We start from the raw sequence: 26282 nt of genomic DNA, 5'->3' as shown, positions 1-26282 counted from the left end.
TCTCATTACCATATAATAAAAACCATGAAAAATAAACCTGCTCAAAAGGAAACGGCGGCTGTGAATTGTTATTTACATATTTACATGCGTTCTCTTATATAAAATTGGTATTGCCGCAGCTATAAGGATCATACCCATAAAAGCGGGTGCGCTAGACCCAAGTGATACATAGATTTGACCTCCAATGATAGGTCCAATCATTCTTGCTAAAGCCTGTATAGACTGGCTGCCTCCTTGAATCCTTCCTTGTTCACTAGAATCGACAGACTTGGAGAGCATCCCATTGAATGAAGGCCCAAAGATCGAATCACCAAAACCAAATATAAACATTCCAGCGATAAGAAGTGGGTAGAATGAGAATAAAGCCGATGCTGCAATAAGACTGTAGCCAATTATCTCCGAAACCATTCCAACAATTGCTATCTGTTTATCACTAAGTTTTTTCAACAGCTTTGGCATTATGAAACCTTGTGAAATGATATCTTGGAAGCCCATAATTGAAAACATAAGTCCGATTAGTGCAGGCTTCCAACTGAAAGTATCTATTGTAAATTGTGAAAAAACTGCCTGTAAAGATCCGTTGGGTATCCAAAGTAAAAACGCTGAGACAAATAGCCTTTTTAAGTTTTTCGTGGAAAGTACGTTTGCAAGCTGTGTAAATGGATTCAGTCTTACAAAGCTAATCTCTTTCAGTTTATTATTCTTGTCAAGGCTCTCAGGCATAAAAAAGTATCCATAAACAACATTCAATAAAGTTATTAATGCTCCAAAATACATGGGTGCAGAATAATCAAACTTGGCAAGTAATCCGCCTAGGGTTGGACCAATGACGGTGCCTACACCTACAACCGCACTCAGCCATCCAAAGTATTTGGTTCTCTGTTCTGGAGGAATGATGTCTGCAAAATATGCGAAGATAGTGCTTATGCTCCCACCTGTTATACCTTCAATTATGCGCCCAACAAAAAGTACCCATAGAGCACCTCCAATGCCAAAAACTAAGTACCCGATTGCAGAACCCAAAAGGCATACTAAGAGCAATGGACGACGGCCATATCTGTCGCTCAAAGCTCCAAGTGCGGGGGCCGCAAAAAACACGCAAACTGCATAAACAGACGTCAGCAGCGTAACAACTATAGCTTGTTCTCCCGGATTGCTTGTATAAGGCTGCACTAAGAATGGGACGACAGGTGCTATGATGCTGAAACCTATTCCGCAAAGAAACACAGAAATAAGACCGAATAATAAAGCATGTTTATCTACGGTTTGTTCTGTATTCTGTTCATTATGTGATCTAAATATAGACATTTAAATTCTCCTCTCAAAGGTTGCTGTATTGATTCCTCGGAAACAAATTTATCGTATTATAATTTTGTTTCCTTGTCAACAAATTAAACAGCAAAAATACAGCCCATTCTCAATAGAGTTGGGCTGCCTGTGGTTTCATATTCAGTATTCAAAATTTATTCCGACTTAATATCTATATCCCGTTTCTTTATTTCTGCATCCAAATGTCTGCTATACTTTTCCACGAAGCTAAGCATACTATCAAATTGTTCTTCGGTTACCTGCTCAAATACGGCTTTATCCCGCTCTTGAAACTCTTTGTGCAGGTCCTCATGGATTTTATAAATTACTTTCCCTTGGTCAGTAAGCCTAAAATAGATTTCTTTCTTGTTATCCGACTTCTGGTAGCTTTCGATAAGGCCTTTTTTTATGAGCTTCTTAGTCATTTTACTTATGGCACCGCGAGTCATATAAAAGGACTCCGCAAGTTTTGTCACGTTGGAATCCACATTTTTTTCAATGTATTCGATGCAATGTACTTCAGAAGACATGTAACCCTTAAGACTGTCTTCCATCTTATCCTTATTAAGCCAAACCATTTTGTTATATAAGTCCCTGAAACCTGTTAAGACCTGTTCTTTTTTGTTCATGGTTGTCCTCCCACCCGTTGGTGCATTAACAATATTATTAAAATAATTATTTTCAAAATGGAATTGACCTTGTTCCTCGGTACATTCTATTCATAGGAATAAAAAATGTAGGCGGGAAGCGAAAAAGGGATACATATTCCCCGCACGGAAAAAGGAATTAAGTTAATTATCTATGATATATTTATTATAAGCAACATGGCACGATAAACCATTCTACTACAAGATAAAAGAGAGTGCCTGGCAATTGAAACTTTTGGATACGGTAAGAAAAATGCTTTACGGCGTCCGTGGTGTACAATCTACATTGTGCGCTTTGGAGAAATGGCTGTGGGATGCGAAGAGATCACCTGCACATAACCTTAAACAACATTCCAGTACTGCATCCACGGAAGTGAAGGGCAATGCGGAAGTAATTGTTCCTTTATCACCCGAAATGTCCAGAAAACAGAGTGATAACGGAACTGCCAGTTCCGTTATTGCTCTGTTTTGAGCATAAATGCTCCAATTCGGCCAACATAACGGAATTCCCTCTTCCGCTATCGCCTCAGATTGGCGGCGGCAGATGGAATAGAGGAACTCTCAGTTCCGCACAAAATCCTCCAGGGCTCATCGCCGCTATCCATTTAAAAATCCTCATTGACCATGGGGTGCATTAAAATCTCTAATGTAGCTCATTCTAAGTAAGGCACGCAGGTTACTCGCTCATTCCTCATTCCTACGAAAAGCTTTCTGATAGAAACTCTTTCATTAAAGAACATTTCAATCTTAAAGACAACTTGTCCTGCAGGATAAATAGGGTACCCTCGGCAAACTTACATTAGAAAGGTACTTACTTTAGTGTTGTAAAGCACTTAAACTAAAAAAAACCTTAGCCAAGAATGGCTAAGGTTTTTTACATCGAATCAAAATTCTAATTATTTTACATTGACGTCGAAGGCAGCTGTTACTCCGCTTGGAGCAACTACATTCACTTTAAAGCCTGTAACATCACCAGTTGAACCATCGTATTTAATCAATCCTGTAGCAGGATCAACTTTGATCGCACTAGGGTTTGTGCCTACGATGTTGGAAATATAGAAGCTAACTTTCAGCACTTCATTGTTGTTATATCCAGTGCCATTAGCTTTGACAAGCATGCTGTCATTGCTTTTTGCTTCTTCATTCAATGTTCCAGGAGCATTTTCAGCTACAAACTCGCCTGCATATTGATCTTTTATTGTTATTTTTTCAGCTAGCTTAGCATCCCATACATACAAACCGTTACCTTGAAGATCGGATTGGCTAACTGTTTTACTTGATTTCTTAAGAGCAATCTCGCTTACAACTGGACCTTCATTTTTGGAATCCACATCAATACTCGAGCTGGCAATATCTTTTTTGCCGTCATAGTACAGAACTGTAAGCTTAGCTTTACCAGCCTTACCGCCTGCTATCCAATTTGTTTTAGTAGCTGTATCAACCACCTGTGAATCACTTGTTGAGATGGACACCACATTAGTTGGTACTTTTACTGCTTCAGAGCCGTCTTTTTTAGCACGAATTTTCACTTCTTTGGCAAATCCTTTGTAGTTATCATAGACGTTAGTTGCACCGCCTGCACCTGTTCCAGCATTCAAGTAATCTTCCGCTGCAAGCACGGTATTATTGGATTTGTCCAGATAAGCTTCGTAAGTCAGTTTGTTGTTGACATTGGATGGATCGAGCACTTCCATAGTAGTCGAAAGATTATTTACTTCCACATACTTTTTATCGCCGATTGTAACTAGTCCTTGATTGTCTTGTTTGTACAAGGTTGCTTTGAAGGAATAGCTTGCTGCTTTTGCATTAGCCCCAGCATAAAACTTGAAGGACTTATCAATAGCGGAATCAACCGTTTTGTCAGCAGCATCATGGGCAAGCTTCAAATCTTGAGTAACCGGTGTGCCCACTGTTGTCGGGTTAAGAACATATTTGCGAGCAGACGTATTGTTTGTTTCATCCGTTCTTTGCACGCTGGACAAGCTGGTTGCTGCCAAGCTTGCTGCATCTCCGGAATTAGCTGTCAAAGAATATCTAACCACATACTGATTATTGCTGTCATATTTCATTTCGCCGCCATATTGATCATAGAGCTTCAATTTCAATTCATTGTCAGCACCTGCGATCATATATTTTGCTGGCGTTGTGGAGAACTTAAGAGTATCGGCTTTACGCTCGTCATTAACGTTCAATGTTTTTTCTGTTCTTACCGCAGCATCATCTTTAAGCTGAACAGTGATGGTTGCAGACCCTTTTTTGTCAACGCTTTGAATAGCGATCATTCCTTTGTGCAGCCCGGAATTCGAGATTGGCTCACTAGCTAAAGTAATAGCACCACTCGCAAATACTGTAAGCTTGCTGCGGTTGTCGTAAATTTCTTGGCCTGTTAATTGATTGCCCTGCGCATCCTTAACAAGGATAGGAATGAACATTTTGTTATCTGTAGCTTCATCACCTGTAATTGCATCACCGTTAGTCAAGCTGTAGCTGTAAGTGCCGAAATCAATCTTGGATGGTGATTTGTAAGCTGCCACTTTAATGGTCTTGGTCACGGATTGAGACGAACCGTTAGCGAATAAAGAAACTTTAAATTCTTTCTCTGTATCAGCAACCGAACGCAGCTTCAAATCTGCCGCTTCATCACCAACTGCATTATCAACAAATGCTGCTGTTGAATCCCCTTCGTTACCTTTTTGCAAGTCATTATCTGTAATGGATACTATCACTCCGCTGTTAAGAGCATCTTTATCTTCAATGCGGAAGCCATACTGGTCATAAGCTTTAACATCCAGGTAAGCATATCCGTTAGCGTCAATGGCTTCAATCTTGTTGCCGGAGCCATTCAACAGATCGCCTGCTTCAACTTTAGAAATAATAGACTTGTCACCAATCGTGAACACTTTATTCACTTGCTTGTTGCTGTCTTTGTGTAAAACAGTAACGGATACATGGTCATCACGTTTCATATCATTAGGCAAAGTCACATAGAAAGCTTGCTCGCCACCGATAGGCGTTTGAGTACCTTTGCTTGTGTAGATGTCAAAATCACTTGCTGCCATCGAAAACTGTTTGCCGTATTGATTTGTTGCTTTGAAATTTATACGGATTTTTTCACCAGGATTATTCGGCAGAGTATCGCTGGTAGTCAGCAAATCGATTTTTTCCATTGTTTCTTTCTTGGTTTCAACTTCGGCTGTAGAGTTCTTTTCGTCCAGGTTTTTCAAACCGCCGAGTGTGACGCTCCATTTTTCATCGTCCAACTTAGCATCCAAAGTCAATACGACCGTTGTTTTATCGTCACTCCAAGTTGTTTTATAACCAGTTACAGCAGAACCGTTTCTTTTCAAATCCAATTTCAATTCAGACGGATCGTTAACTCCACCATTTAATTGAAGCGTGAATTCATTAGCATTCGTAGCTTTAAAAGAATTAATAGCATATAACCCGTTTTCAGGAGCTTTAACGTACTGCTGTTTAGCTGCATAAGAAGAAGTTACAAGCAGCTCACGTGAAGCAGAAGTCATTCCGCCAAACATACCGTCAGCACCAACGGCCAGCAATTTTTTCTCAATAGCTAGAGCCACATAACCTTTAGCCCAAGTCGAGACTGTTTTATCTTCCTTACCAGTTGTTGTTTTGGCTTGTGCATCCATTCCAAGACCACGTACCAGGAAGGCCGCCAATTGTTCCTTGGTCACTTCGCCGGCAGGATTATATTGGCCAGGAGCAAATCCGTCTGTAATGCCTGCTTTTACAATAGCTTCAATATAAGGCAATGCGTAACCATTAGCAGGATCTGTTGCCAATACATCGGTGAAGCTCGAAGTTTTTAATGTTGAATCTACATTTAAGCCGAACACCAACGCCGCTACTTTAGCAAATTGAGCTCGGTTCATTTTATCGGTTAAGCCAAAAGTGTTATCAGCAACACCATCAAAGATACCAGCCGAAATCATGGCGTCGAATTGCGCTCTAGTCGCTGCATCCAAATCTTTAAGATCGGTAAAATCTTTGGAAGTTTTGTCAGCTGCATTGGCAGCAAGTGCAACGGATGAGAACATCGAGAATGCCACGGCAAGGGACAATATCATAGATAGGCTTTTTTTCATATAGTTGTATTCCTCCATGTAGTTAGTTTTTTTGTTGTTTCAGCTTGTTTCCGGTCAAAATGGACAACACAAAATGCCTCATTCTCCTAATTGTTCGTCAAACGGACAATCAACAAATGCGGCTGCGGCTTTTCTTTTCTTTAATTCATGTGGCTTGCTTGCTACCTAAGTGAGTATACTATGAATCTATCAACCAGTCATCGATAACAATTTCCCAACGCTGCCTTACAGTGGAATTTCAGTAGCAGTCATACCAAAGCACCTCATTATTCTAATTGTTCATCCTGCAACAATCATTCAAATGCGGCGGCTATTCTGCTTCGTCGGATATTGTCTTCGGCAACTCGTCTTGCTCAGCTTGTGTTGCTCGCTTGCTACGAGAATGAGTATACTATGAATCTATCAGCAAAGTCATCACTAACAAATTTCCAATGCTTCCAACACTGATAATAGCATTAAAAGTTAAGTTACACGGAATCGCCCTGTTCATTTATCACCTCTATATATAGAAGATACGCAAAGTCCAATTTAAGAATCCTTGAAGAATGGGCCTTAAGCGTGAGCATTCGGAAGATAAACACCTATTACACAGCAATACCGGGGATATCAAACGATATCAAAGGGAATACAACTGCTACACCATGCTTAGTGCGGGTGAAATAAACAAGCAAGCGAAGTATAATTAGTTTTTGGAAACGATTAAATTTACAGGATGTGGATGCCATTGAAAGCTCAAACACTGCTCAAAGATTACATGAAAGCTCATTGGTTAATGTACATAACGGCAATATCGTTCATGGCGTCAGCCAACATTATTCAATCTTATTACCCCAAAGTACTTGGAAATTTCACCGATCATCTGCAGGCAGCAGGAATTACTCAAGCCATTATAAAGGAGTACAGTCTCATCTTGCTGGCAATCGGACTTGCGTACGGAATATTGTTCGGGGTAGGACAGTATACGGTGATGCGATTAGGCCGCAGGTTTGAATTTCACACAAGAAGAAAGTTATTCAATCACTTCACAACATTGAGCGAGAGCTATTATTCGAAGAATGGCGTCGGCAGGCTGCTGAGCTTTGTAATGAATGATGTAACAGCTGTGCGTGAAGCTATGTCGATGGGCTTAAACCAAACCGTTAACTCCGTCATTCTACTTATCTCAGTCATCATAATGATGGTTATAAGCAATATCCCCCTCTATTTAATTGCAGTCTGCGTTCTCCCTCTTCTGATCATCCCTTTTGCCGTTATCTACTTCGGCCCATCGATTCGAAAACGATCTACCAAGGTTCAAGAATCATTAGCAAAAATGACGGAATCGGCTGAGGAACAGTTCGGTGGAGTCAGGGTGACGAAGAAATTCGCAGTTGAACCGATTATGAGAAGCCGTTTTGGAAAAACAGTCGATCAAATTCTCGAAAATCAGCTTCGTTTAGTAAGAATAACATCGATTTTTCAAGCTTTACTGCCTTTCTTAGGTGCCTTATCTCTCATTATTTCTATTGTATTTGGCGGATACCTGACTATTCATAATCAAATCACGCTAGGCAATTTTGTTTCATTAACGCTCTACTTAAGGATGATGGTGAACCCATTGCAGCAAATTGGCAACGTTATCAATGCTATGCAGCGGGCCCGCGCCTCTCTCGATCGTTTGAACAATCTGTTATCTGTACAGCCGGATATTGTCGAGTCCCCGACAGCAAAAGCGTTGAATCTGCAAAATACAGACGTACATATGAAAGGTTTAACGTTTGCATACCCTAATTCAACCCAAGCTGCGCTGCACAACATTAATTTAACCATTCAGCATGGCAAAACTTTGGGCATCATCGGAAAAACCGGCAGCGGGAAAACGACACTCGTCAAGCTTCTGCTTAGGATCTATGATCCGCCGCAAGGAACTCTTCAGTTTGGAAATGAAGACATTCATAACGCTACATTAGAAAGTTTGCGCAATCAAATTGCTTATGTACCACAGGACGGTTTTCTATTCAGTACAACGATTCGTGACAACATTGCCTTTTACAAACGTGACTCTTCACTTGAGGCTGTTGAATTGGCTGCCAAGCAATCACAGATCTATGATAATATTCTGGAGTTTCCCGATCAGTTCGAAACCAAGCTTGGAGAAAGAGGCTTCACTTTATCAGGCGGACAAAGGCAAAGAAGCAGTCTGGCTCGGGGATTTATAAAAAATGCACCTATTCTCATTATGGATGACAGTGTAAGCGCCGTAGATGCGGTCACAGAAACTAAAATTATTGAAAACCTGCGATTAAGCCGCAAAAATAAAACGACCATTATCATCGCTCATCGAATTAGTGCTATCAAGCATGCGGATATGATTGTCGTGCTGGATGAAGGCAAGATAGTACAGCAAGGGACACATCAGCAGCTGCTGGCAGAGGACGGCATCTATGCTTCCCTATATGCTATTCAAGAGGAGGGGACCCGATATGCCGAAGGACAGTAACAAGACTAAGCAAGAGGAAGAAATCAGCAGCGGCTATCATGTCAGTAAGGAGAATCGACGGGCTGCCTTTCGTTTTACGCTGGGATATGCAAAACCTCATCGTTCCAAGTTTATTGCGATCTTCTTCTGTACACTGCTCGCCATTGCCGCGGATCTGCTGCAGCCCTACCTGGTGAAGATTGCCATCGATAACAATCTACTGACGGGCAATAACGACTTCAGCTTCTTGCTGATCTTAGGCGGCATTTATTTAGTATTAGCGATAACCAGCTTCGGCTTCACCTATTTGCAAAATAATTTGCTACAGTTCACCGGTCAAAGCATCGTCGCGCGTATCCGCAAAGATTTGTTCGGGCATATTACAAGGCTGAATATGTCTTTCTTCGACCGGTTTCATAGCGGCAGCTTAGTCACCCACGTATCCAGCGATACAGAAACATTGAATCAATTTTTCAATCAAGTGTTCCTAAGTCTGATTCGCGACGGTATGACCTTAATCTTTATCGTTATTCTAATGTTTCACCTGGATCCGGTGCTGGCCGGCTACAGTATGATAATACTTCCGATTATTGCCTGTATAGCGATAAGCTTTCGCTCCTATATGCGCAAAACGTATCAAATCACCCGCACACGGCTGTCCCGATTGGTTGCATTTGTAGCTGAGAATTTAGCCGGCATGAACTTAACCCAAGCGTTCCACCAGGAAAAGGAACAGGAAAATCAATTTATGGACCGCAATCGAAGCTACTTCAAAGCTAATTTGCGGGAAGTGCGTACCAACGTGTTTTTCAACCGCTCCTTCGATGTTTTGAGCAATCTGTCTGTGGCATTTTTAACGTATATCGGCGGTATGGCGGTGTTTAACCATTCGATTGAGTTTGGTGTGCTGTATGCATTTATCACCTATATTCGGCAGTTTTTTCAGCCGATTAACAACATATCCCAGCAATGGAGCACCCTGCAGTCTACTACCGTATCTATGGATCGGCTGTATAAGCTTTTTACAATCGAGCCAGAAATTAAAGATGACAAATCACCTGCACAAATTGATCTATCAGCTGTGAAAGGCCGCATTGATTATAACCATATTCAGTTTGGCTATTCCGATGATAACACCGTCATCTCTGATCTCGACCTTCATATTGAACCCGGTGAAATGATTGGAATTGTCGGAACGACCGGTGCAGGAAAAAGCTCGCTGATGAGCCTGCTCTGCCGGTTCTATGATGTGAGGGAAGGCAGCATCCAAATCGATGGGTCCGATATTCGCAGCATCCCGCAAAGCACATTGCACCGTATGATCGGTCTTGTCCAGCAGGAGCCGTTTCTGTACTCCGGCACTATTATCGATAATGTCCGGCTTTTCGATGAAAGCATTACAACCGAACAGGTTATCGATGCCTGTACCTTTGTCGGCGCAGATGTGCTCATTTCCAGACTGAAGGACGGCTATAATACGATGCTGTCGGAACGCGGGAGCGGCTTGTCCGCCGGAGAACGACAGCTAATCTCCTTCGCAAGAATCGTCGTGTTCCAGCCCAAAATTCTTGTTCTGGATGAAGCGACAGCTAACCTGGATTCACAAACCGAGCAGCTCGTGCAATCTGCATTGCAGGTCGTATCGGAGGGCAGAACCACTCTTGTTATCGCCCACCGATTGTCGACCATTATGCAATCCGACCGCATCATAGTTATGAAGCAGGGACAAATCGTCGAAGCCGGCAGCCACCAGCATCTGTTGGATCTGCATGGCTATTACGAACAGCTGTATCGCTACTCTCAAGGAAAGCATATACAGGGCGCTTAATCCGGTAAATCGCATCAGTAAGAACCTGGAGGTAACCTCACCGCCAGGTTCTTTTCTGTGCGCCCCCAGATCACTTGTACATGAAGTGGGAGATAATAGTTGTAATCACGAACATATACTCTTCAATCGCGCTCACAGATTGGCTAATTCTGCGATACGTCGGTTAGCATTTCCTTTGTAAAGACCGCCATGATAGCAAATAACCGATTCAACATCGTAATTGGTGAGCTTCTTGATCGACAAAGCGGCTAAGTTCAAATCATACGTATTCCGGGGCACTGATCCATGCAGCTCCCCATCAACTATGACCAAAGCATCCGCTGCGATTAATGTTTTACTACTTTTATGATATAGGGAGATATGCCCGGGAGTATGACCAGGTGTGTTAATGACGGTTATCCCCCCGTTGTATGGCAATTCCTCTCCATCTTCAATTGTTCTGTCCACGCTCGCCTTGGGCGGATTTTCCAGTACGGCTTTAAAGGCAGTACGCCACTCCTCAGGCACATTAGGAGGTAATGATTGCAACGCCTGAGTAATAGCCTCCGGTGTTATTTTCACCTGCCGTTTATCCCCCTGTATATAAGGCTTCTCCACTTCATTCGCCAGAACCTCAATTTTTTGCGATGATTCTTGCAGAATAGCTGGCAGGCTTCCGATATGATCCAGATCTTGATGGGACATAATGATTTTGTTAAGCTTCTTGAAGGGTACCCCTGCCTTCTCCATCGCCTCAATAATTAATGGCATTTGGCCAGGAAAACCAGTGTCCACCAAAACAGCCGTATCCTCGTCCCAGATCAATGTTGGGTGAATAACATCCATCTTCCCCATCACAGTTGCTGAAATCTCTAACATCTCTACTCCGTTGGCGATTTTCATCCTATACCTCCATAATGGTTGAGTTATGTTTATAAACCTTATCATAACCACAAGGGGATTTAATGTCAAAAAATATTTTATTATATCATGCTTTTATTGTTTTGTCAATATGAATATTTACAACTAACCATTTAATGGCATTCTGACGATATTTCATACTTTTGAAATTGTATATAAATTTTATATATGCAAAAAAGTTCACCCCCCCATTTACAAAGGAGTGAACTGGTTTATAGGTCTTTGGGCGGCCAAAGAGTATGTACTTTCAGATTCTTGTTTCACATGCTATATTCGTTATACATACAGACCCAATAACTATTAAGCCGCCTTGGTATCGTTTGTTCCTGTAATTCGTGCAATCGGGAACACTTTACGCACCGGGATAACAATCAACGCAGCAACAACCGCTTTAACTGCATCGCCCGGTAAATAAGGATAACATCCTTGAGCCAGAGCCTTTTGCAAGGAATAGTTTGCAACATGGGCAAGCCAAGGTACCCCGGAAACATACAGCAGCAAAGAACCAAACAATTCTAAAACAATAAATAAAGATACAAATGCCAAGGGCCCTTGACCTTTAATACGTTTGGCCGCCCACCCAATCAGCAAAGCCGCAAAGGGATAAGCCCAAATAAATCCGCCGGTTGGTCCCAGAATCAAAGCCAGCCCGCCGCTTCCATGAAGCAATGGAATACCTATAGCGGTTAATACAACAACTAATGCCATGCTGAAAAATCCATACAGCGGTCCCAATACAGCGCCGGCCAGCATTACAGCCAGATTTTGCATACTGATAGGAACAGGCGTAAATCCCAAATGGATGTTCAAAAAGCTCGATACGACTAGTAAAGCTGCAAACAAGGCGCTGAACACCATACCACGCAAACTCAATTTCATTTTCATTGCATAATCTCCTTTTATTTGTTAACCTAATTTGTGAGTCGTTAGTTGACAATTGATATTCTAGCATAAACCAATCATATAGAAAAGAGTAAAATTCAATGAATTTCGGAGAACATTTAATTAAGCTTGAACATGTTTCTTTTGCCTATGCATCGGCCGAGAAAGCGCCAGCCATACTGCAAGATGTTAACCTGACTATACGCCGGGGAGAATGGGTCGCCATTGCCGGGACCAACGGAAGCGGTAAAAGTACATTGGCTAAGCTGATTGCCATGCTGACTCCCGCAACATCCGGTGAACTCAGCTTTAACATACCCGAACAGCCTCCGATTCAGCTTGTATTTCAGAATCCCGATACGCAAGTTATTGGTGAGACGGTTTATGAGGATGTATGCTTCGGGATGGAAAATTACGGTATAGCTGAACCTGAGATTCATCTGAGAGCCCAGACAGCGCTCCAAAAAGTTGGCCTTGAGGCTCTGGCCGACAGACCGGTTGCTGAGCTCTCAGGAGGACAGAAGCAGCTGCTTGCTATTGCCTCCTGCCTCTGTATGAATCCCCCTGCCCTCCTGTTCGACGAAGCTACTTCCATGCTGGATCCTCGGTCCCGTCATAACATAATACAGGTAGCACAGGAGCTTCACCGTGAAGGAAAAACCATTATCTGGATTACTCAATGGATGGATGAGCTCGCTTGGGCTGAACGAGTGGTAGCCTTGGACCAAGGTAAAGTAGCATACAACGGGTCCACTCTGGATTTCTTCTACCAAACAGACGAACATAACCAAAGCTTCTGTGACCGGTTGGGGTTCGCCCCTCCCTATACGGTTCAGGTAGCTCTGTCCTTAGTAAATAAAGGCTTTAAGCTTGACTCTTTGCCGGTAACTCCAGCCGAGCTAGGGAAGATAGTGAGTGTTCACTTATGATAAACGTTGAGCAACTAACTGTGGGCAAGCCGAATAGCAGCAATAAAAATAATCGTTCTGAACCCGGGCCTATTCTTACAAATATCAACTGCCGCTTGCAAAAAGGTACCGTTACACTCATAGCCGGACAAACCGGCTCCGGAAAGTCAACCTTCTTGAACGCAATCGCTGGATTGATCCCGCTGCAAGCAGGCACTATTTCCTATGATGGTAAATCCTTATGGAACGGCCAACGGATGAACAACGCTATTAAATTCAAGATGAGCGTCCTGTTCCAATACCCGGAGCGGCAGCTGTTTGCCGAGAGCATCCGCAAAGAATTCTTATATTCCCTGCGCCCTCTGCGTTTGTCTAAGCAGGAGACTGCCGCAAGAATAAACGAAGCAATGAATCGAATGAAGCTTCCAGAGGAGCTTCTCACCGAATCCTTTTTCACCTTGTCCGACGGACAGAAACGTAAGGTAGCTATCGCTACAAGCCTAGCAACCAAGCCGGAATGGCTGCTGTTGGATGAGCCTACGGCAGGCATCGATCCTTTAAGCATTCCTCATCTGCTGGAAGCTATTGATATCCATAAAAGGGTTGACAAGGGTGGTATCATCCTCGTCAGCCATGACCTTGACACCTTCCTTCCTGTTGCGGATCGTGTGCTCGTGATGCACAAGGGCACCCTAGTCGCTGATTTGACTCCGAAGGAGCTGTGCGACAATCCGGGCATCCTTGTTAAAGCGCAGATAGGTCTGCCTACATCAGTCGAGATTGCTAACATTATGCTGGAGCTTGGAATACCATTATCCGGAACGTCAATAACCCCGGATGAGACCGCTGACGCCATAATCCGGCAAATCCGTCAGCGCTCCACAGCTTGCGAATCACTGGAGCACAGCTCGACTACAAGCTTGCCTTCAGCCGACCCAGCTTACATGGTTTCGAGAGAATCTTCGATAACGGATCCAACAGCTGATACTATTTCAACGCCCGCAGCGAATGTATCACTAAATCCTGAATCGACAGCACCGTCGGCAAAAAGTATTTCATTTACATCCATCCTTTCAACAGCTGTGCAACAGCTGCATCCTATCACCAAATGGCTATTTTATTTACTACTATCCAGCGGAATCTTAATTCAAGATCAATGGTACGGTATTGGTGCCGCTGCAATTATCACCTGTATTTGTATGTACTTATCAGGCGCGCCAATCGGTGCTTTACTAAAACCTGTGAAGCCATTCCTGTTTTTTATCCTTATTTCAGCTCTTATTTCCGGGCTTACTCTAACCTTTTATCCGGACTCGATAAAGCTTGCAGCAGTTGACTTTTCAATAATTTCAGCAGCTCAAACTACTAAGCAATTATCCATATTTCTGTTGATCATGGTGCTCGGCATTTTATTCGCTCTTACAACAACCGGATCAAAGATGCAGCGCGGGCTCGAACAAGCTTTTTCTTTTCTGGAGTATTTTCGCATCCCGGTTGCTGCCTTTACCTTCTCCGCCTCTCTGCTCTTGAGATTCGTTCCCATACTATTTGCAGAAATAGAACGAATTTCGCTAATCACTAGAGCCAGAGGCAAAGCGAATGTAAAGCAAGGCTCCATAAGAGTACGTGATGCTCACGTATTCATGATTCCATTGATTCTATCGATGATGAAGCATGCCGAAGATTTGGCTTTTGCCTTGGAAGCGAGAGGGTATCGTGTGAAACGCGTCTCGCGTTTATCCTACAATAAAATCCCCTTTCACCTCAGAGATCTGTACACCCTGACAGCAGGCTTCCTATTACTAGCTGTTCTGATCTTTTGCGATTGGTAGAAGCTCTAAATTTAGATAATAATTTTTTATATAGTATATAAAAACATATAAATTTACTTTATCATAAAATTGGAGTATGCTTAGATCACTAAGATTAAGAGGTGACTACAGTGGCAAAAGTAACAGGTTTGGATGGAATTGTAGCAGCAGAAACGGATATAAGCCTCGTTGACGGGGAAAAAGGACATTTGGTTTACCGGGGATATTGGGCCAAGGAGCTGGCTATCAGTAAGGAGTATGAAGAAGCCGCTTATTTATTGTGGTTCGGTTCTCTACCGAATCAGGAGCAGTTGGAAGCTTTCACTTCGAATTTACAGATGAATCGTGTGCTCCCGGACTTTATCAGAAATTTATTAGACGCACTTCCTGCCTCAATGCCCGTCATGAATGTTTTGCAGACGGCAGTAGCAGCCATGTCAGATGATTTTCCCAGCTGGCCTCCACAGGTTGAGCAGGCTGTCTCTTTGACTGCACTGCTCCCTACCTTGATTGCTTACTGGCATAGAAAACAATCTGGGCTTCCCTGTATAGCGCCTGATAAGAGCTTAGGGCATACGGCCAACTTTCTATACATGCTGTCAGGAACACTGCCTAACCCTGCTCATGTTAAGGCATTGAATGCTTATCTCATCTTGGGCATGGAGCATGGGATGAATGCATCCACGTTCGCCTCACGCGTCGTTCTAGCGACGCAATCGGACATGGCTTCCGCTGTCAGCGCAGCAATCGGCGCGATGAAAGGCCCGCTTCACGGCGGCGCTCCGTCCGAGGTCATCGCCATGCTCGATGCCATCGGAACGAAGGACAACGCGGAAGCGTGGATACGTCAAGTGCTTGAGCGGGGCGAGAAGCTCATGGGCTTCGGCCATCGCGTATACAAAACCAGGGACCCGCGAGCTGAAGCGCTTCGTCAGGTGACGGAGGCATTGTCCGGCAATGACCCGTGGTTCGATCTAGCGGTTCATACGGAGAAAATCGCTATTCAGCTGCTTGAGGAATATAAACCAGGCCGCAGGCTTTATACGAATGTTGAGTTTTTTGCGGCATCCATCATGCGGGCTATTGCGCTGCCAACCAGCTTGTTCACGCCTGCCTTTACAGCAGCTCGCATCGTCGGCTGGACTGCGCACATTCTGGAGCAAGCAGAAATCAACCGCATTTTCCGTCCCCAATCCATCTACACAGGACCGATGCCGGAGCAGCCCTAACATCTCATTTAACAAGAGCAACGCCTTGTTGCGTCCAGTAATGAATCCACGGAAGTGAAGGGCAATGCGGAAGTCATTGTTCCTTTATCAGATGGATAGCCCAAAAAACAGAGGGATAACGGAAGCGCCAGTTCCGTTACCCCTCTGTTTTTATGCATAAATGTCCAACTCGGCCAACATAACGGAATTCCCACTTCCGCTATCTCCTTAATTTAGAGCCGGCTGATGAAGTAGCGGAACTTTTAGTTCCGTACAAATGCTCCAGGGGCTCTTCGCAGCGCCCCCTTCTCCAAAAATCTATTTTTTGATCGTCCTGACACCATCTCTGTTGATGAGATTTTTGTTCCCGATAAAATTATTGTCTGGATGGGGAACTTTATCGCAAGTGAATGGTCTTATTTTATAGAGGTGATACAAATTGGAGCCGCATTACTTAAATTATTTGGCATCCGGCTACGACAGAAACGAGGTATTGCGCGACCTGATGGTTACTTTCGGGGAGGATGTATGGAATTTCGCCTATTTCCTGACCCAACGTGCCGATGCCGCGGACGATATTTCGCAGGAAGTTTTTTTGTCAGCCTATAACCGGCTCTATTCATTCCGCGGCGAATGCAGTGTGAAAAGCTGGCTTTTGACCATCACAAGAAATAAATCGCTGAATTATTTGAAAAGCTCCTTCATTAGAAAAGTGACTCTTATAGACACTCTTTTTTCATACAAAGATACCTCTCCTTCAGCTGAAAAAGTAATATTTGACCGATTAGAGTCCCAAGAGCTCTGGATGGCAGTTATGAAATTACCGCGCAAATTCCGCGAAGTCCTAATTCTAGATTATCATTATGGACTGGCAATCAAAGAAATCGCTGAGCTGCTCCAAATCACAGAAGGTACTGTCAAATCCCGTTCATTTCGGGCCAAGAAAAAAGTATCCGTTCTGCTCGAAAATAACAGCAATGAGGTGTGAACCTATGGATCCAAATAAACCGGATTGGACGAAGCATATGACTCCCTCTCCTTTTTCGCAGTCTCATTTTACTAAAGAACTAACGAATCAGATCATAAGAAATGTACAGAATTCGAGGCGTACAAGACGCTTCCCCATAGCAACAGCCCTTATCTCATTGACTTTGGCCGTGCTATTCTTTTTTGGAATATCCCATTTAAACAACTGGCCTCAAACCCAAGCAGCTTCTTTTTTCAAAAAAATGACCAAAGCTCCAATCGATCGAACTGAATATTACGAGCATGGGAAGCTGTTGTTTGCCGTTTACCCTGAACCTGAACTAACCGCGGGCAGCCTGGCTGGGTATATTTTTCATTTTACGGCTCCTTTCGAAGAACTGTATGGAAGGACGCTCACCATTCATGCCATTCATATAAAATCAGGACTGAAGGTCACTGTGGTAGCCCCTTTCGAAATTACTAAGCCGAGCAGTGGTTATAAAGGTTTAGAACGGTTTGGGACTAATTTCGCGCTTCCCTTAAGTGGTGCATGGCGTTATGTCGTTGAGCTTGATGAAAAGCAGTACGGCGATGTAGTGTTAACCTTGAAAGAACCTTTGCCTTACATCGATAACCGTTTGCTTGAAACCATTGTTGTGGAAGTAAAATGAGATGCCAAAAACCAAGAATCTCGCTTCGAACTAAAGCCGATTCTTGGTTTTTCTAATAGTCTAACTCATTGGAATTTTCATATATACCGCGGTCCCATACCCTTCCTTGCTTCGAATAACGACACCGTAATCCTCACCGTATGCCAGCTTTAACCGCTTATTCGTATTCCTCATGCCAATATGCTCTGAATATTCCTTTTCATTATCAAAGTCGTTCCGAAGCATCTGTAGAGTATCCTTATTCATGCCAAGCCCATTATCAATAATGCCTATATGCAGCTCAGTTCCGACGGCCTTAATTCTTATTTTAATATAGCAGTTCTCTTCCTTTTCCTTAATTCCATGGTAGATGCTGTTCTCTATAAAAGGTTGAAATAACAGCTTCATCACACGGTAACCGATGATCTTCGGATCATAGTCCCATATAATATCAAACTTGTCCTCATACCTGTATTTCTGGATCTCGATATAGCTTTTAAGGTTTTTAATTTCTGTGTTTAATGAAACCAATTCCTCTGGATTGGTCAGCGAATATCTTAGAATCTCCGATAAATTATCAATGATTTTCGTCACCTGGTTCGGCCTGCCAGTCAGTGCGATGGTTTCCCAATTAAGCGTCTCCAGTGTGTTGAATAAGAAGTGGGGATTTATTTGAGCTTGCAAAGCTGTCAGTTGGGCGACTTGTAACTTATAACGCCTTTCGGAAAGCTGTATTTTCAAAAAGCTCTGTTCAATAAAAGTTTTCAGGATGTTCTGAATGATATACCCATACTCATCCTTAACCCGGTCGGGAAGCGCTGGAAGCGGACTTCCATTTTCGGCTGAATCGATGATATGAATAATATTCGATATTTGTTTGTATCTGATTTTAGTGAAATAAAAGGCAAGCACAAATCCAAGCACAAAAGAGATAAGCAGCAGCAGCACCGTTATTTGGATAATAGTGAAGGGCACCTGATACAATGCCCGTTGCGGTACAATGGAAATATATTTCCAACCATATCTGGCTGAACTAAGCTGTGTAACAATATAAGCCTCTCTTGCAGCATTGACCGTATAAAAGGCTTGCTCGGACTTGTTGATACTCTCCAGCTTTAAATCCTTCAAGTAGTCCGGCTGCTTGTCGCTAAAAATTATTTGATTATTTTCATTCACTACAAGAATGCTTTGTTCGGGAAACGTAGATAACGACTTCAAAATATTTTCAATATAAGCCGGTAAAATATTAAGCACAATCACTCCATCGATAGAGTTAATTCTTTGGTAAATCGTAACGATTTTAGTCGGGATCTGCTCAAAAGCAAATGGTTTAACTGTCCTGGGTTCAATCCAAAGCTTTACATTCGCATCTTGCTTAATAAATCGATCGAACCATTCCTTATCATAATAGTTATTGAGCTCAGAAAGCCCTTCCTTGGAAGAAATGAACCGTCCCGTATCGTTAGGCAAATAAATGTAAAAGGAATCGATATACGGTCTGGCGTTGGCGGGGGCACTCAGGAAGCTTTTCAGAATCCCGTAAGAGATTAGCTCCTCATGGGATAATGCATTGTTTTTCATAATGGAGCTAAGGGCTTCTATAATCTTAAAATCATTGCCATACACAAGGCTCATCGGATCCGTTTCACTTAGAATCAGTTCAATATTTTCCTTCGTCTGCTTGAGTAAATTAACAGAGCTTTTATTTATATCCTCCTTAATATAATTCTGGGTGATGAGGATAGAGAGCGTTCCAAGAATAATAAGCGGAATAAGCAGCGGAAGAAAAAACATGGAAAGATGCTTAATAAAAAACTTCGTTTTCATTCGCTTACCGGTGGTGAATCACGAAATTCCCTGGGGCTTTTGCCGTAGTAGAGCTTAAATGCCCTGGAAAAATTTTTGGCGTTATCATAACCGATGAAGCTTCCAATTTCGTATGTTTTATAGGTAATATCTTTTAGCATCTCGGCTGCTTTCTCCATCTTTACGGATATGACGTAGTCCGAAAAATTTTGGCCCGACCATTTTTTGAAATACTTACTCAAATAATACAAGTTCATATGAAACAACCCTGCCACTTCCTCCAGGGTCACATCCTTATAATGCTCCAGAACGTAGGATTTGATCGCGGCAATCTTCTTCTCGTGATAACCCAGTTCCTCCGTGTTTTCCTCCGCCACTTCCTCTACCAAAGGCGCAGCGGTCACAGCCTGGCCTTGTAGCAGCGCTTCTCTCGACTGCTCATCATCCAGCTCATCCTTGATCCTTGAGAAAATTTCCAGCAGCTCCTCATATTTGGTGGGCTTGATAATATAGCTTTTCACACCGTAGACCAAAGCCTTTTGCGCATAATCAAATTCCTTATAGCCGGTTAAAAACACAATCTTCGTTTTACTTTTTCTGCTGTGCAGCTCTTGGGCAAGCTCGACTCCGGTCATGACCGGCATTTTAATATCGCTAAGAACTACATCCACATCATGCTTTAAAATATAATCTAGGGCTTGCCGCCCATTCTTGGCCTCTGCAACTATCTCGAATCCTATCTCATTCCATGGAAAGTAATTGCATATACCGTTTCTTATTTTAGTCTCATCGTCAACTACTATCAGTTTATACATCGTTACCCTCCCTCTTGCGGTATAACAAAATCATTTTATTCGAAGTCTATTCGATGTAGATACATTCGTGTCTCTGCTGTCAGCTTTCTGCTATTATAGAGTATCGAGAAATCGCATACAACCTAATGACAAATAATGAAATCAAATGACAAATTAGACACCCTTCACACTATGAAATAGCAGTTTATTTCAGACAAATAATCAAACCTTTTATCAAATCAGATGGATTTTATGGTCCAAGTTTCATTGATATAATAAACCTGCAAATGCTTACAACTTGTAAATTCGAACAAAAAGGGGATACGAATATGAATCATATGAATAAGCAGAAGAAGCTATGGAGCTCGGCCATTGTCATATCTTTACTTTCAGCAAGCATTGTCGGATGCAGCAGCGGCTCAACGCCAGCTCAAGGCGACAGCGCTAAAAATTCCGATCCTACTAAACCAGTTACCCTGAGATTCGCATGGTGGGGAAGTGATTCACGTCACAAAGCTACTCTTGATGTCATCAATCTGTACAAGCAAAAAAATCCTAACGTAACTATCGAAGCTGAATATAGCGGATTCGATGGCTACGAACAGAAAATAAAAACACAGCTTGCTGGTGGTACAGCACCCGATATCCTCCAATTGGATCAACCATGGCTTGCGGAATTAACTAATGGAAACGAGCTTTTACTTGATTTAGGCACTCAGAAGAACTTGGATTTGAGCAAATTTGATGCTACTTACCTAAAAAACTTCTCCACCTATAATAACAAAGTCGTCGGCTTGCCAATGGGAACTAACGGACGCACCATAGTATTCAACAAAACTTTGGCTGAAAAGCTGGGCATTCCCTATAATCAGGCTTGGACTTGGGACAACCTGCTGGAGGAAGGAACGAAGCTTCATGCAAAGGACAGTAAAATGTTCCTGATGAACTCAGACTTGGGCGTCATTCAGATTATGCTCGCATCCATGCTAAGACAGAAAACCAATGCACCTATGGTCAAGGATGATAATACCCTTACTTTTACGAAAGAGCAGGCCACTGAAGCTTTTGACTGGATTCAGAAAGCGTTCAAGGCCGGCGTTTTCCAGCCACTGGGTGAAAGCCAATTATTTGCCGGCAAAACCGATCAAAACCCAAAATGGATTAATCAAGAGCTTGTCGCTATTGAAGGCTGGAGCAGTGAAGTTATTAAATTCAAGGACACGCTGCCAAAAGGTACTGAGATCGAGTCGGTATTGCCTGCAGCCTATAAGGATTCCAAAACCGGTGCTGCTGTTATCCGTCCTTCTATGGTTGTCTCTGTTAATAAAAGATCGGAGAATCAAGATGCTGCAACTAAGTTTGTAAACTGGTTATTGACGGATATCGAAGCAGCCAAAATACTGGGCGATGTAAGAGCTGTACCTGCTTTGGAAACTACGAAAAACGCAGTTGTAGAAGCTAATAAATTGGATAAAAATGTGGCAAAAGCTGTTGATTTGGCTTCCAAGAGCCAAGCGATTCCAGATAACGCTATATCCCTAAACTCACAGCTCATAGATATCGGCAAGGATATCGTTCAAAAGGTTGCTTTTGGTAAAACCTCTCCATCCGATGCTGCTGACGAACTAATCAAACGATATACGGATAAATTAAAAGAATTGAAAAAGTAATCTGTACCGTGTTGTCCGGAAACTGTTACAAGTGCCGCTGAGCCTCAGCGGCACTTCTACTTCAACAATGCATAAGTAAGGGTGATAAAATGGAAACACTTCGATCCGCTGTGAAAGTAAAAAAGAAGTACCAATATATCGGTTTGCTCTATATCAGTCCATGGCTTTTCGGATTTCTGTTATTGGAATTGTATCCTTTTCTTACTTCCTTCTACTATTCATTTACTTCATTCGATCTGATCAATCCGCCAAAATTTATTGGCTTTAAAAACTATATCGATATGTTTACCAAAGATGACATGTTCTATCAATCCTTAAAAGTCACATTAATTTATGCTATTATCGCCGTCCCGGCCAAGCTCGCCTTTGCATTATTCGTAGCTGTAGTTCTGACTGCGAAGCTCAAAAGCGTCAATATTTTCCGGACCGTCTATTACTTGCCCTCCATATTAGGCGGCAGCGTTGCCGTTGCCGTGCTGTGGAGATTCCTGTTTATGAAGGATGGAATTATTAACAACCTTACCGCTACACTTCATATTCCAGCGATCGACTGGCTTGGGAATCCCAGTATTGCACTGTACACCATCTCTATGTTGAATGTATGGCAGTTCGGTTCCTCCATGGTTCTTTTCCTAGCCGGCTTAAAACAAATACCTGGTGAGCTGTATGAGGTCGGTCGAGTCGAAGGCGCCTCCAAAGTACGGATGTTCTTTTCCGTTACTCTTCCTTTATTAACGCCGATTCTTTTGTTCAATTTAGTTATGCAGATCGTTAATGCCTTTCAAGAATTCACCGGTGCCTTTGTTATACTGCCTGATGGGGGACCGCTCAAATCCACTTATTTATTCGGGATGAAATTGTATGATGAAGGATTCAAGTTTTTGAAAATGGGCTATGCGTCCTCACTCTCCTGGGTGTTGTTTGCAATTATTCTGGTTTTCACAGCACTCGTTTTCAAATCTTCCTCTTACTGGGCCCATTATGAAGACGGAGGTGATAAGCATTGAGTTCAGAAAAAGTTAGAAATACCGTTTCATTCGTGTTCATGTGTGTATTCGGGCTCATTATGATTTATCCCTTGCTATGGCTGTTTACCGCTTCATTCAAAACGAATGAGGAAATATTCGGATCACTCAGTCTGCTGCCAAGTCATTTCAATTGGGACGGCTACATCAACGGTTGGAAAGGCTCCGGGCAATATTCATTCGGTCTGTACTTCCTGAACACCTTCAAGCTGGTCATTCCAACCGTGTTTTTTACCGTTGTATCTAGTACTATAGTAGCTTACGGCTTTGCCAGATTTACATTTCCATTCAAGAATGTATTGTTCTCACTCATGATCTCCACCTTAATGCTTCCAAATGCAGTAGTTATAATTCCTAAATATATAATGTTCAAAAACTTTGATTGGCTGAACAGCTACTTGCCATTTATCATCCCGGCTGCACTCGCCACTCACGCTTTCTTCATATTCATGCTTGTTCAATTTTTTCGTGGACTCCCAAGAGAGCTTGACGAATCCGCGAAGATGGACGGCTGCAATTCGTTTATGATTCTGGTCCGCATTCTACTCCCGCTGTCCAAGCCGGCACTAATATCAGCAGGGATTTTCCAGTTTATATGGACATGGAATGACTTCTTTAATTCATTGATCTACATTACCAGTGTCAAGAAATTTACCGTTGCGTTGGGGCTTCGAATGGCGCTCGATAACTCGACCAGTGTGGCCTGGAATCAGGTGCTTGCTATGTCGGTTATCGCTATCATCCCTTGTATATTAGTTTTCTTCTTCTGCCAAAAATACTTCGTGGAGGGCATCGCCACCACAGGTATTAAAGGGTAATCAACACTCGTTCACGATGATTAAATATCAAAAACCCAAGAATCAGCTTCTACACGAAGCGAGAATCTTGGGTTTTCGCATTTAATAGGTTTACTTCCGCTTCCGCCTTACTCTCAATGCTTGTCCAGCAAAAGAGGGGTTGCTTATCCCAGCGTCTTCTCACCGGGCTTCCAGTTAACCGGGCATAGTCCGCCCGCTTGAAGAGCTTGCAGAATGCGTAGCGTCTCTTCCACGCTGCGGCCTACGTTCATATCCGTTACGACCTGATAGCGAACTACGCCTTCAGGGTCGATAATAAACAATCCGCGATGTGCAGAGCCCGAGGCTTCATCCAGTACACCGTAGGCTCTTGCCGTCTCCTTTTTGAAATCGGATGCCAATGGATAATTGATAGAACCAATTCCCTGCTGATCACGTGGTGTTTGAGTCCATGCGCGGTGTGTATAGACACTGTCCACCGAAACACCTACTATTTCGCAATCCAGATCTCTGAAGCTGTCGGCATGATCACTGAAAGCAATGATTTCTGTAGGACATACATAAGTAAAATCATAGGGCCAGAAAAACAGCATCAGCCATTTGCCGCGGTAGCTTTCCAAAGTAACATTTTCCTCTAATGTTTCCATGTTCAGAGTGGATGGAAGGTTGAAGGATGGGGCCTGCAGTCCGATTTTTACGATTTCTGTTGTTTGTACTTGTTGAGTCATTAGTGTAGTCTCCTTCCGTTCTTATTGAGCCAATGCTTTTTGGATGCGAGTAGTGTTCATGCCTAGAATTCGGGTGTCACCGATTACTGTTGCTTGAAGCTCATCAATAAATGCGTCGTTGGTATCAATATTTCTTTCTTCAAAGGCAATGCTCTGTTCATTTAAGTACTGCTTAAGCTGCTTGCAATATGTGCAGGTGTTGCTGGAATATACAATGACTTGGGTTGCTGTTGACATGGCTTATATCCTCCTAAAGTTTTTTAAATTTAAACTAAATCTAATTTTCTTCTAAAGTGATAGTAACATCTTGGGACGCTATTCATCATGAAGGTTTGATGAAGTTATCATGAAGATTGCATGAAACCCTTTTTAATCAGAAATTCGGTAACCAACACCTCGTATGGTCGCGATATATTTCGGCGTTTTGGGGTCGTCCTTCAGCTTTTGTCTCAAGCTTTTTACATGAACATCAACCGTATTGCTGCCGCCAAAATATTGCTCTCCCCATACACGATCCATCAGCTCCTGCCGACTAAGCACCGAACCTCCAGCCTCCAGCAGCGCCTTTAACAAATCAAATTCAGTTTTCGTAACATCAATCCGTTCAGAGCCTACATAAACTGCAACTCTTTTGTAATCGACAGTCAGATCTTTTACCTGAGCTTGATCGGACCGCTGTCCAGGCTGCCTGTTGCCCTGAGCAAGCATGGAATGAACCCGCTCAAGCACCTGCTCGATCGTGCTGCTCTCCCAGCTCATGACCGCCTCTGAATATGAGGATTTATCCGCTTCATCTGACGAGAGATTCTCTTTATTTACAAGTCGCAACGTTGGAACTCCATGGCTTCGCATCAGCTGCGGAGCTGCTGAAGCTCCATGTTTGGTTTCTTTGGATAAATCCACAATCATCAGGTCGATAGGAAGGACAGCCAACGCTTCTTCGTCCCAATAGCGAAAAACAAGCACATCGTAGCATTTGATCGTCAATTCCCGCACAAGCTCATGCAATGAATAAGGAAATGGACTAATGATTACAATACGATGTGTAGTCTCGCAATAATCCCCAATTGCCGGTTCTGGGAGAGTTGGTCGAAATAATATAGAATCATTCAGCGGTGAGCTCAGTTCCCTTTCCCTTTCTTTTTGCATACCGGGCACACTCCTTTCACCAAAACATGCTGCTGCTCAATCGTATAGCCTGTTTCAGCGGCTACTGTGTTCAGCCATTCCTGCGGTACCTCAGTAAACACCTCGTCTACTCTGCCGCATACTTTGCAAACAATATGCTGGTGATCCTCGGTACAGGCATCGTATCGGCTGGCATCCCCGTCCAGCTTCAGCTCACGGATCATGCCTTCTTCCGTCAAATAACGTAAGGAATTGTAAACGGTAGCGTAGGCTAAGTGCTGTTCCTTCTGCTTCAGTCGGTCAATAACCTCAGCAGCTGTTGGATGATCTTTGCTCTCAGCCAAAATATCATAAATCGCTTTGCGCTGTATGGTAAGCTGCCCTTTTCTGCTCATAAAAAGCCCTCCGCAACTTCAATGTATTTAGATTAAGTTTAAACTTATATTCAGTCTAAGTCAATAGCAGGTAAACAAAGAAGGTACTGCTCTAAAAGTCATTTTGAGGCAGCTTATTCTTAGATGTTCTCAGTGAAATACAGAGATGAGATCGCTTTCCAACGCGCGCTAATCGTTAGGTTCTGGTTCTCGGTTCTCGGTTCTCGGTTCTCGGTTCTCGGTTCTCGGTTCTCGGTTCTCGGTTCTCGGTTCGGTTACGGCATT

22 protein-coding genes are annotated in these 26282 nt (G+C 42.9%); 11 read left to right on the top strand and 11 right to left on the bottom strand.

What is annotated here, in order from left to right; all coding sequences use genetic code 11:
- Nucleotides 1-72: 72 nt before the first annotated feature.
- Nucleotides 73-1308 (bottom strand): MFS transporter, encoded by a 1236-nt coding sequence (locus NV381_RS28130; protein WP_258216623.1) that lies wholly within the window; start codon nt 1306-1308, stop codon nt 73-75.
- Between the two features lie 155 nt (nt 1309-1463).
- Entirely contained in the window at nt 1464-1937 is a 474-nt protein-coding gene (locus NV381_RS28125; protein ID WP_258216622.1) for a MarR family transcriptional regulator, read from the bottom strand.
- A 244-nt stretch (nt 1938-2181) separates the two neighbouring features.
- Here NV381_RS28125 and NV381_RS28120 point away from each other — a divergent pair, with 244 nt between their 5' ends.
- On the top strand, nt 2182-2427 hold the full coding sequence (locus tag NV381_RS28120) for a hypothetical protein (protein WP_258216621.1): 246 nt from the start codon (nt 2182-2184) through the stop codon (nt 2425-2427).
- A gap of 424 nt (nt 2428-2851) precedes the next feature.
- On the opposite strand, the gene NV381_RS28115 is transcribed toward NV381_RS28120, so the two are convergent.
- Nucleotides 2852-6064 (bottom strand): S-layer homology domain-containing protein, encoded by a 3213-nt coding sequence (locus NV381_RS28115; RefSeq protein WP_258216620.1) that lies wholly within the window; start codon nt 6062-6064, stop codon nt 2852-2854.
- Between the two features lie 724 nt (nt 6065-6788).
- Between NV381_RS28115 and NV381_RS28110 the strand changes: the two genes are divergently transcribed.
- Nucleotides 6789-8543 (top strand): ABC transporter ATP-binding protein, encoded by a 1755-nt coding sequence (locus NV381_RS28110; RefSeq protein ID WP_258216619.1) that lies wholly within the window; start codon nt 6789-6791, stop codon nt 8541-8543.
- Entirely contained in the window at nt 8527-10350 is a 1824-nt protein-coding gene (locus NV381_RS28105) for an ABC transporter ATP-binding protein (RefSeq protein ID WP_258216618.1), read from the top strand. Before NV381_RS28110 ends, NV381_RS28105 begins: the two co-directional genes overlap by 17 nt.
- A gap of 132 nt (nt 10351-10482) precedes the next feature.
- Here the strand turns inward: NV381_RS28105 and NV381_RS28100 are convergent, their stop codons facing one another.
- On the bottom strand, nt 10483-11232 hold the full coding sequence (locus tag NV381_RS28100; RefSeq protein WP_258216617.1) for an MBL fold metallo-hydrolase: 750 nt from the start codon (nt 11230-11232) through the stop codon (nt 10483-10485).
- Nucleotides 11233-11550: 318 nt separating this feature from the next.
- A complete protein-coding gene (locus NV381_RS28095) occupies nt 11551-12135 on the bottom strand; it encodes a biotin transporter BioY (protein ID WP_258216616.1) in 585 nt (194 codons plus the stop codon).
- Between the two features lie 98 nt (nt 12136-12233).
- On the opposite strand from NV381_RS28095, the gene NV381_RS28090 reads away from it, so the two are divergent.
- From NV381_RS28090 to NV381_RS28070, 5 genes are all read left to right on the top strand, one after another.
- The gene (locus NV381_RS28090) at nt 12234-13061 is read left to right on the top strand and encodes an ATP-binding cassette domain-containing protein (protein WP_258216615.1); all 828 of its coding nucleotides are present in this window, start codon (nt 12234-12236) and stop codon (nt 13059-13061) included.
- Complete coding sequence (locus tag NV381_RS28085; RefSeq protein ID WP_258216614.1) at nt 13058-14872, top strand: ATP-binding cassette domain-containing protein; 1815 nt, start codon at nt 13058-13060, stop codon at nt 14870-14872. The genes NV381_RS28090 and NV381_RS28085 overlap by 4 nt, the downstream gene beginning before the upstream one ends.
- 110 nt (nt 14873-14982) lie before the next feature.
- On the top strand, nt 14983-16080 hold the full coding sequence (locus tag NV381_RS28080) for a citrate synthase/methylcitrate synthase (protein ID WP_258216613.1): 1098 nt from the start codon (nt 14983-14985) through the stop codon (nt 16078-16080).
- A gap of 418 nt (nt 16081-16498) precedes the next feature.
- Nucleotides 16499-17047 (top strand): RNA polymerase sigma factor, encoded by a 549-nt coding sequence (locus tag NV381_RS28075; protein ID WP_258216612.1) that lies wholly within the window; start codon nt 16499-16501, stop codon nt 17045-17047.
- 4 nt (nt 17048-17051) lie between these two features.
- Nucleotides 17052-17696, top strand: coding sequence for a hypothetical protein (locus tag NV381_RS28070; RefSeq protein WP_258216611.1), 645 nt, complete (start codon nt 17052-17054; stop codon nt 17694-17696).
- Nucleotides 17697-17756: 60 nt separating this feature from the next.
- Here the strand turns inward: NV381_RS28070 and NV381_RS28065 are convergent, their stop codons facing one another.
- Nucleotides 17757-19502, bottom strand: a complete 1746-nt coding sequence (locus NV381_RS28065; protein ID WP_258216610.1) for a sensor histidine kinase — start codon at nt 19500-19502, stop codon at nt 17757-17759.
- On the bottom strand, nt 19499-20296 hold the full coding sequence (locus tag NV381_RS28060; RefSeq protein ID WP_258216609.1) for a response regulator transcription factor: 798 nt from the start codon (nt 20294-20296) through the stop codon (nt 19499-19501). The genes NV381_RS28065 and NV381_RS28060 overlap by 4 nt, the downstream gene beginning before the upstream one ends.
- Before the next feature lie 308 nt (nt 20297-20604).
- Between NV381_RS28060 and NV381_RS28055 the strand changes: the two genes are divergently transcribed.
- The 3 genes from NV381_RS28055 (at nt 20605) to NV381_RS28045 (ending at nt 23788) form a co-directional block, all read left to right on the top strand.
- Nucleotides 20605-21945 carry an ABC transporter substrate-binding protein gene (locus tag NV381_RS28055; RefSeq protein ID WP_258216608.1) on the top strand — a complete coding sequence of 447 codons (1341 nt, stop codon included), beginning with the start codon at nt 20605-20607 and terminating at the stop codon, nt 21943-21945.
- Between the two features lie 89 nt (nt 21946-22034).
- Nucleotides 22035-22952, top strand: coding sequence for a carbohydrate ABC transporter permease (locus tag NV381_RS28050; RefSeq protein ID WP_258216607.1), 918 nt, complete (start codon nt 22035-22037; stop codon nt 22950-22952).
- On the top strand, nt 22949-23788 hold the full coding sequence (locus NV381_RS28045) for a carbohydrate ABC transporter permease (RefSeq protein WP_308862345.1): 840 nt from the start codon (nt 22949-22951) through the stop codon (nt 23786-23788). The genes NV381_RS28050 and NV381_RS28045 overlap by 4 nt, the downstream gene beginning before the upstream one ends.
- Before the next feature lie 143 nt (nt 23789-23931).
- Here the strand turns inward: NV381_RS28045 and NV381_RS28040 are convergent, their stop codons facing one another.
- The 4 genes from NV381_RS28040 to NV381_RS28025 form a co-directional block, all read right to left on the bottom strand.
- Nucleotides 23932-24495 carry a peroxiredoxin gene (locus tag NV381_RS28040; RefSeq protein ID WP_258216606.1) on the bottom strand — a complete coding sequence of 188 codons (564 nt, stop codon included), beginning with the start codon at nt 24493-24495 and terminating at the stop codon, nt 23932-23934.
- A gap of 21 nt (nt 24496-24516) precedes the next feature.
- On the bottom strand, nt 24517-24732 hold the full coding sequence (locus NV381_RS28035) for a glutaredoxin family protein (RefSeq protein WP_258216605.1): 216 nt from the start codon (nt 24730-24732) through the stop codon (nt 24517-24519).
- A gap of 132 nt (nt 24733-24864) precedes the next feature.
- On the bottom strand, nt 24865-25644 hold the full coding sequence (locus NV381_RS28030) for a winged helix-turn-helix transcriptional regulator (protein WP_258216604.1): 780 nt from the start codon (nt 25642-25644) through the stop codon (nt 24865-24867).
- On the bottom strand, nt 25617-26018 hold the full coding sequence (locus NV381_RS28025) for a Fur family transcriptional regulator (RefSeq protein ID WP_258216603.1): 402 nt from the start codon (nt 26016-26018) through the stop codon (nt 25617-25619). Before NV381_RS28025 ends, NV381_RS28030 begins: the two co-directional genes overlap by 28 nt.
- Nucleotides 26019-26282 lie beyond the last annotated feature (264 nt).

It is taken from the genome of Paenibacillus radicis (ex Xue et al. 2023) (assembly GCF_024722015.1).
Lineage (GTDB): Bacteria > Bacillota > Bacilli > Paenibacillales > NBRC-103111 > Paenibacillus_S.
The sequence above is the reverse complement of the archived record's forward strand: the minus strand, read 5'-3'. Positions and strand labels throughout refer to the sequence as shown.

What these genes read in the sequence shown, in the direction of transcription:
- NV381_RS28035 (WP_258216605.1), bottom strand. Translation starts at nt 24,732, where the DNA reads ATGTCAACAGCAACCCAAGTCATTGTATATTCCAGCAACACCTGCACA.
- NV381_RS28030 (WP_258216604.1), bottom strand. Translation starts at nt 25,644, where the DNA reads ATGCAAAAAGAAAGGGAAAGGGAACTGAGCTCACCGCTGAATGATTCT.
- NV381_RS28100 (WP_258216617.1), bottom strand. Translation starts at nt 11,232, where the DNA reads ATGAAAATCGCCAACGGAGTAGAGATGTTAGAGATTTCAGCAACTGTG.
- NV381_RS28105 (WP_258216618.1), top strand. Translation starts at nt 8,527, where the DNA reads ATGCCGAAGGACAGTAACAAGACTAAGCAAGAGGAAGAAATCAGCAGC.
- NV381_RS28025 (WP_258216603.1), bottom strand. Translation starts at nt 26,018, where the DNA reads ATGAGCAGAAAAGGGCAGCTTACCATACAGCGCAAAGCGATTTATGAT.
- NV381_RS28050 (WP_258216607.1), top strand. Translation starts at nt 22,035, where the DNA reads ATGGAAACACTTCGATCCGCTGTGAAAGTAAAAAAGAAGTACCAATAT.
- NV381_RS28040 (WP_258216606.1), bottom strand. Translation starts at nt 24,495, where the DNA reads ATGACTCAACAAGTACAAACAACAGAAATCGTAAAAATCGGACTGCAG.
- NV381_RS28115 (WP_258216620.1), bottom strand. Translation starts at nt 6,064, where the DNA reads ATGAAAAAAAGCCTATCTATGATATTGTCCCTTGCCGTGGCATTCTCG.
- NV381_RS28060 (WP_258216609.1), bottom strand. Translation starts at nt 20,296, where the DNA reads ATGTATAAACTGATAGTAGTTGACGATGAGACTAAAATAAGAAACGGT.
- NV381_RS28070 (WP_258216611.1), top strand. Translation starts at nt 17,052, where the DNA reads ATGGATCCAAATAAACCGGATTGGACGAAGCATATGACTCCCTCTCCT.
- NV381_RS28065 (WP_258216610.1), bottom strand. Translation starts at nt 19,502, where the DNA reads ATGAAAACGAAGTTTTTTATTAAGCATCTTTCCATGTTTTTTCTTCCG.
- NV381_RS28090 (WP_258216615.1), top strand. Translation starts at nt 12,234, where the DNA reads ATGAATTTCGGAGAACATTTAATTAAGCTTGAACATGTTTCTTTTGCC.
- NV381_RS28125 (WP_258216622.1), bottom strand. Translation starts at nt 1,937, where the DNA reads ATGAACAAAAAAGAACAGGTCTTAACAGGTTTCAGGGACTTATATAAC.
- NV381_RS28095 (WP_258216616.1), bottom strand. Translation starts at nt 12,135, where the DNA reads ATGAAAATGAAATTGAGTTTGCGTGGTATGGTGTTCAGCGCCTTGTTT.
- NV381_RS28055 (WP_258216608.1), top strand. Translation starts at nt 20,605, where the DNA reads ATGAATCATATGAATAAGCAGAAGAAGCTATGGAGCTCGGCCATTGTC.
- NV381_RS28085 (WP_258216614.1), top strand. Translation starts at nt 13,058, where the DNA reads ATGATAAACGTTGAGCAACTAACTGTGGGCAAGCCGAATAGCAGCAAT.
- NV381_RS28130 (WP_258216623.1), bottom strand. Translation starts at nt 1,308, where the DNA reads ATGTCTATATTTAGATCACATAATGAACAGAATACAGAACAAACCGTA.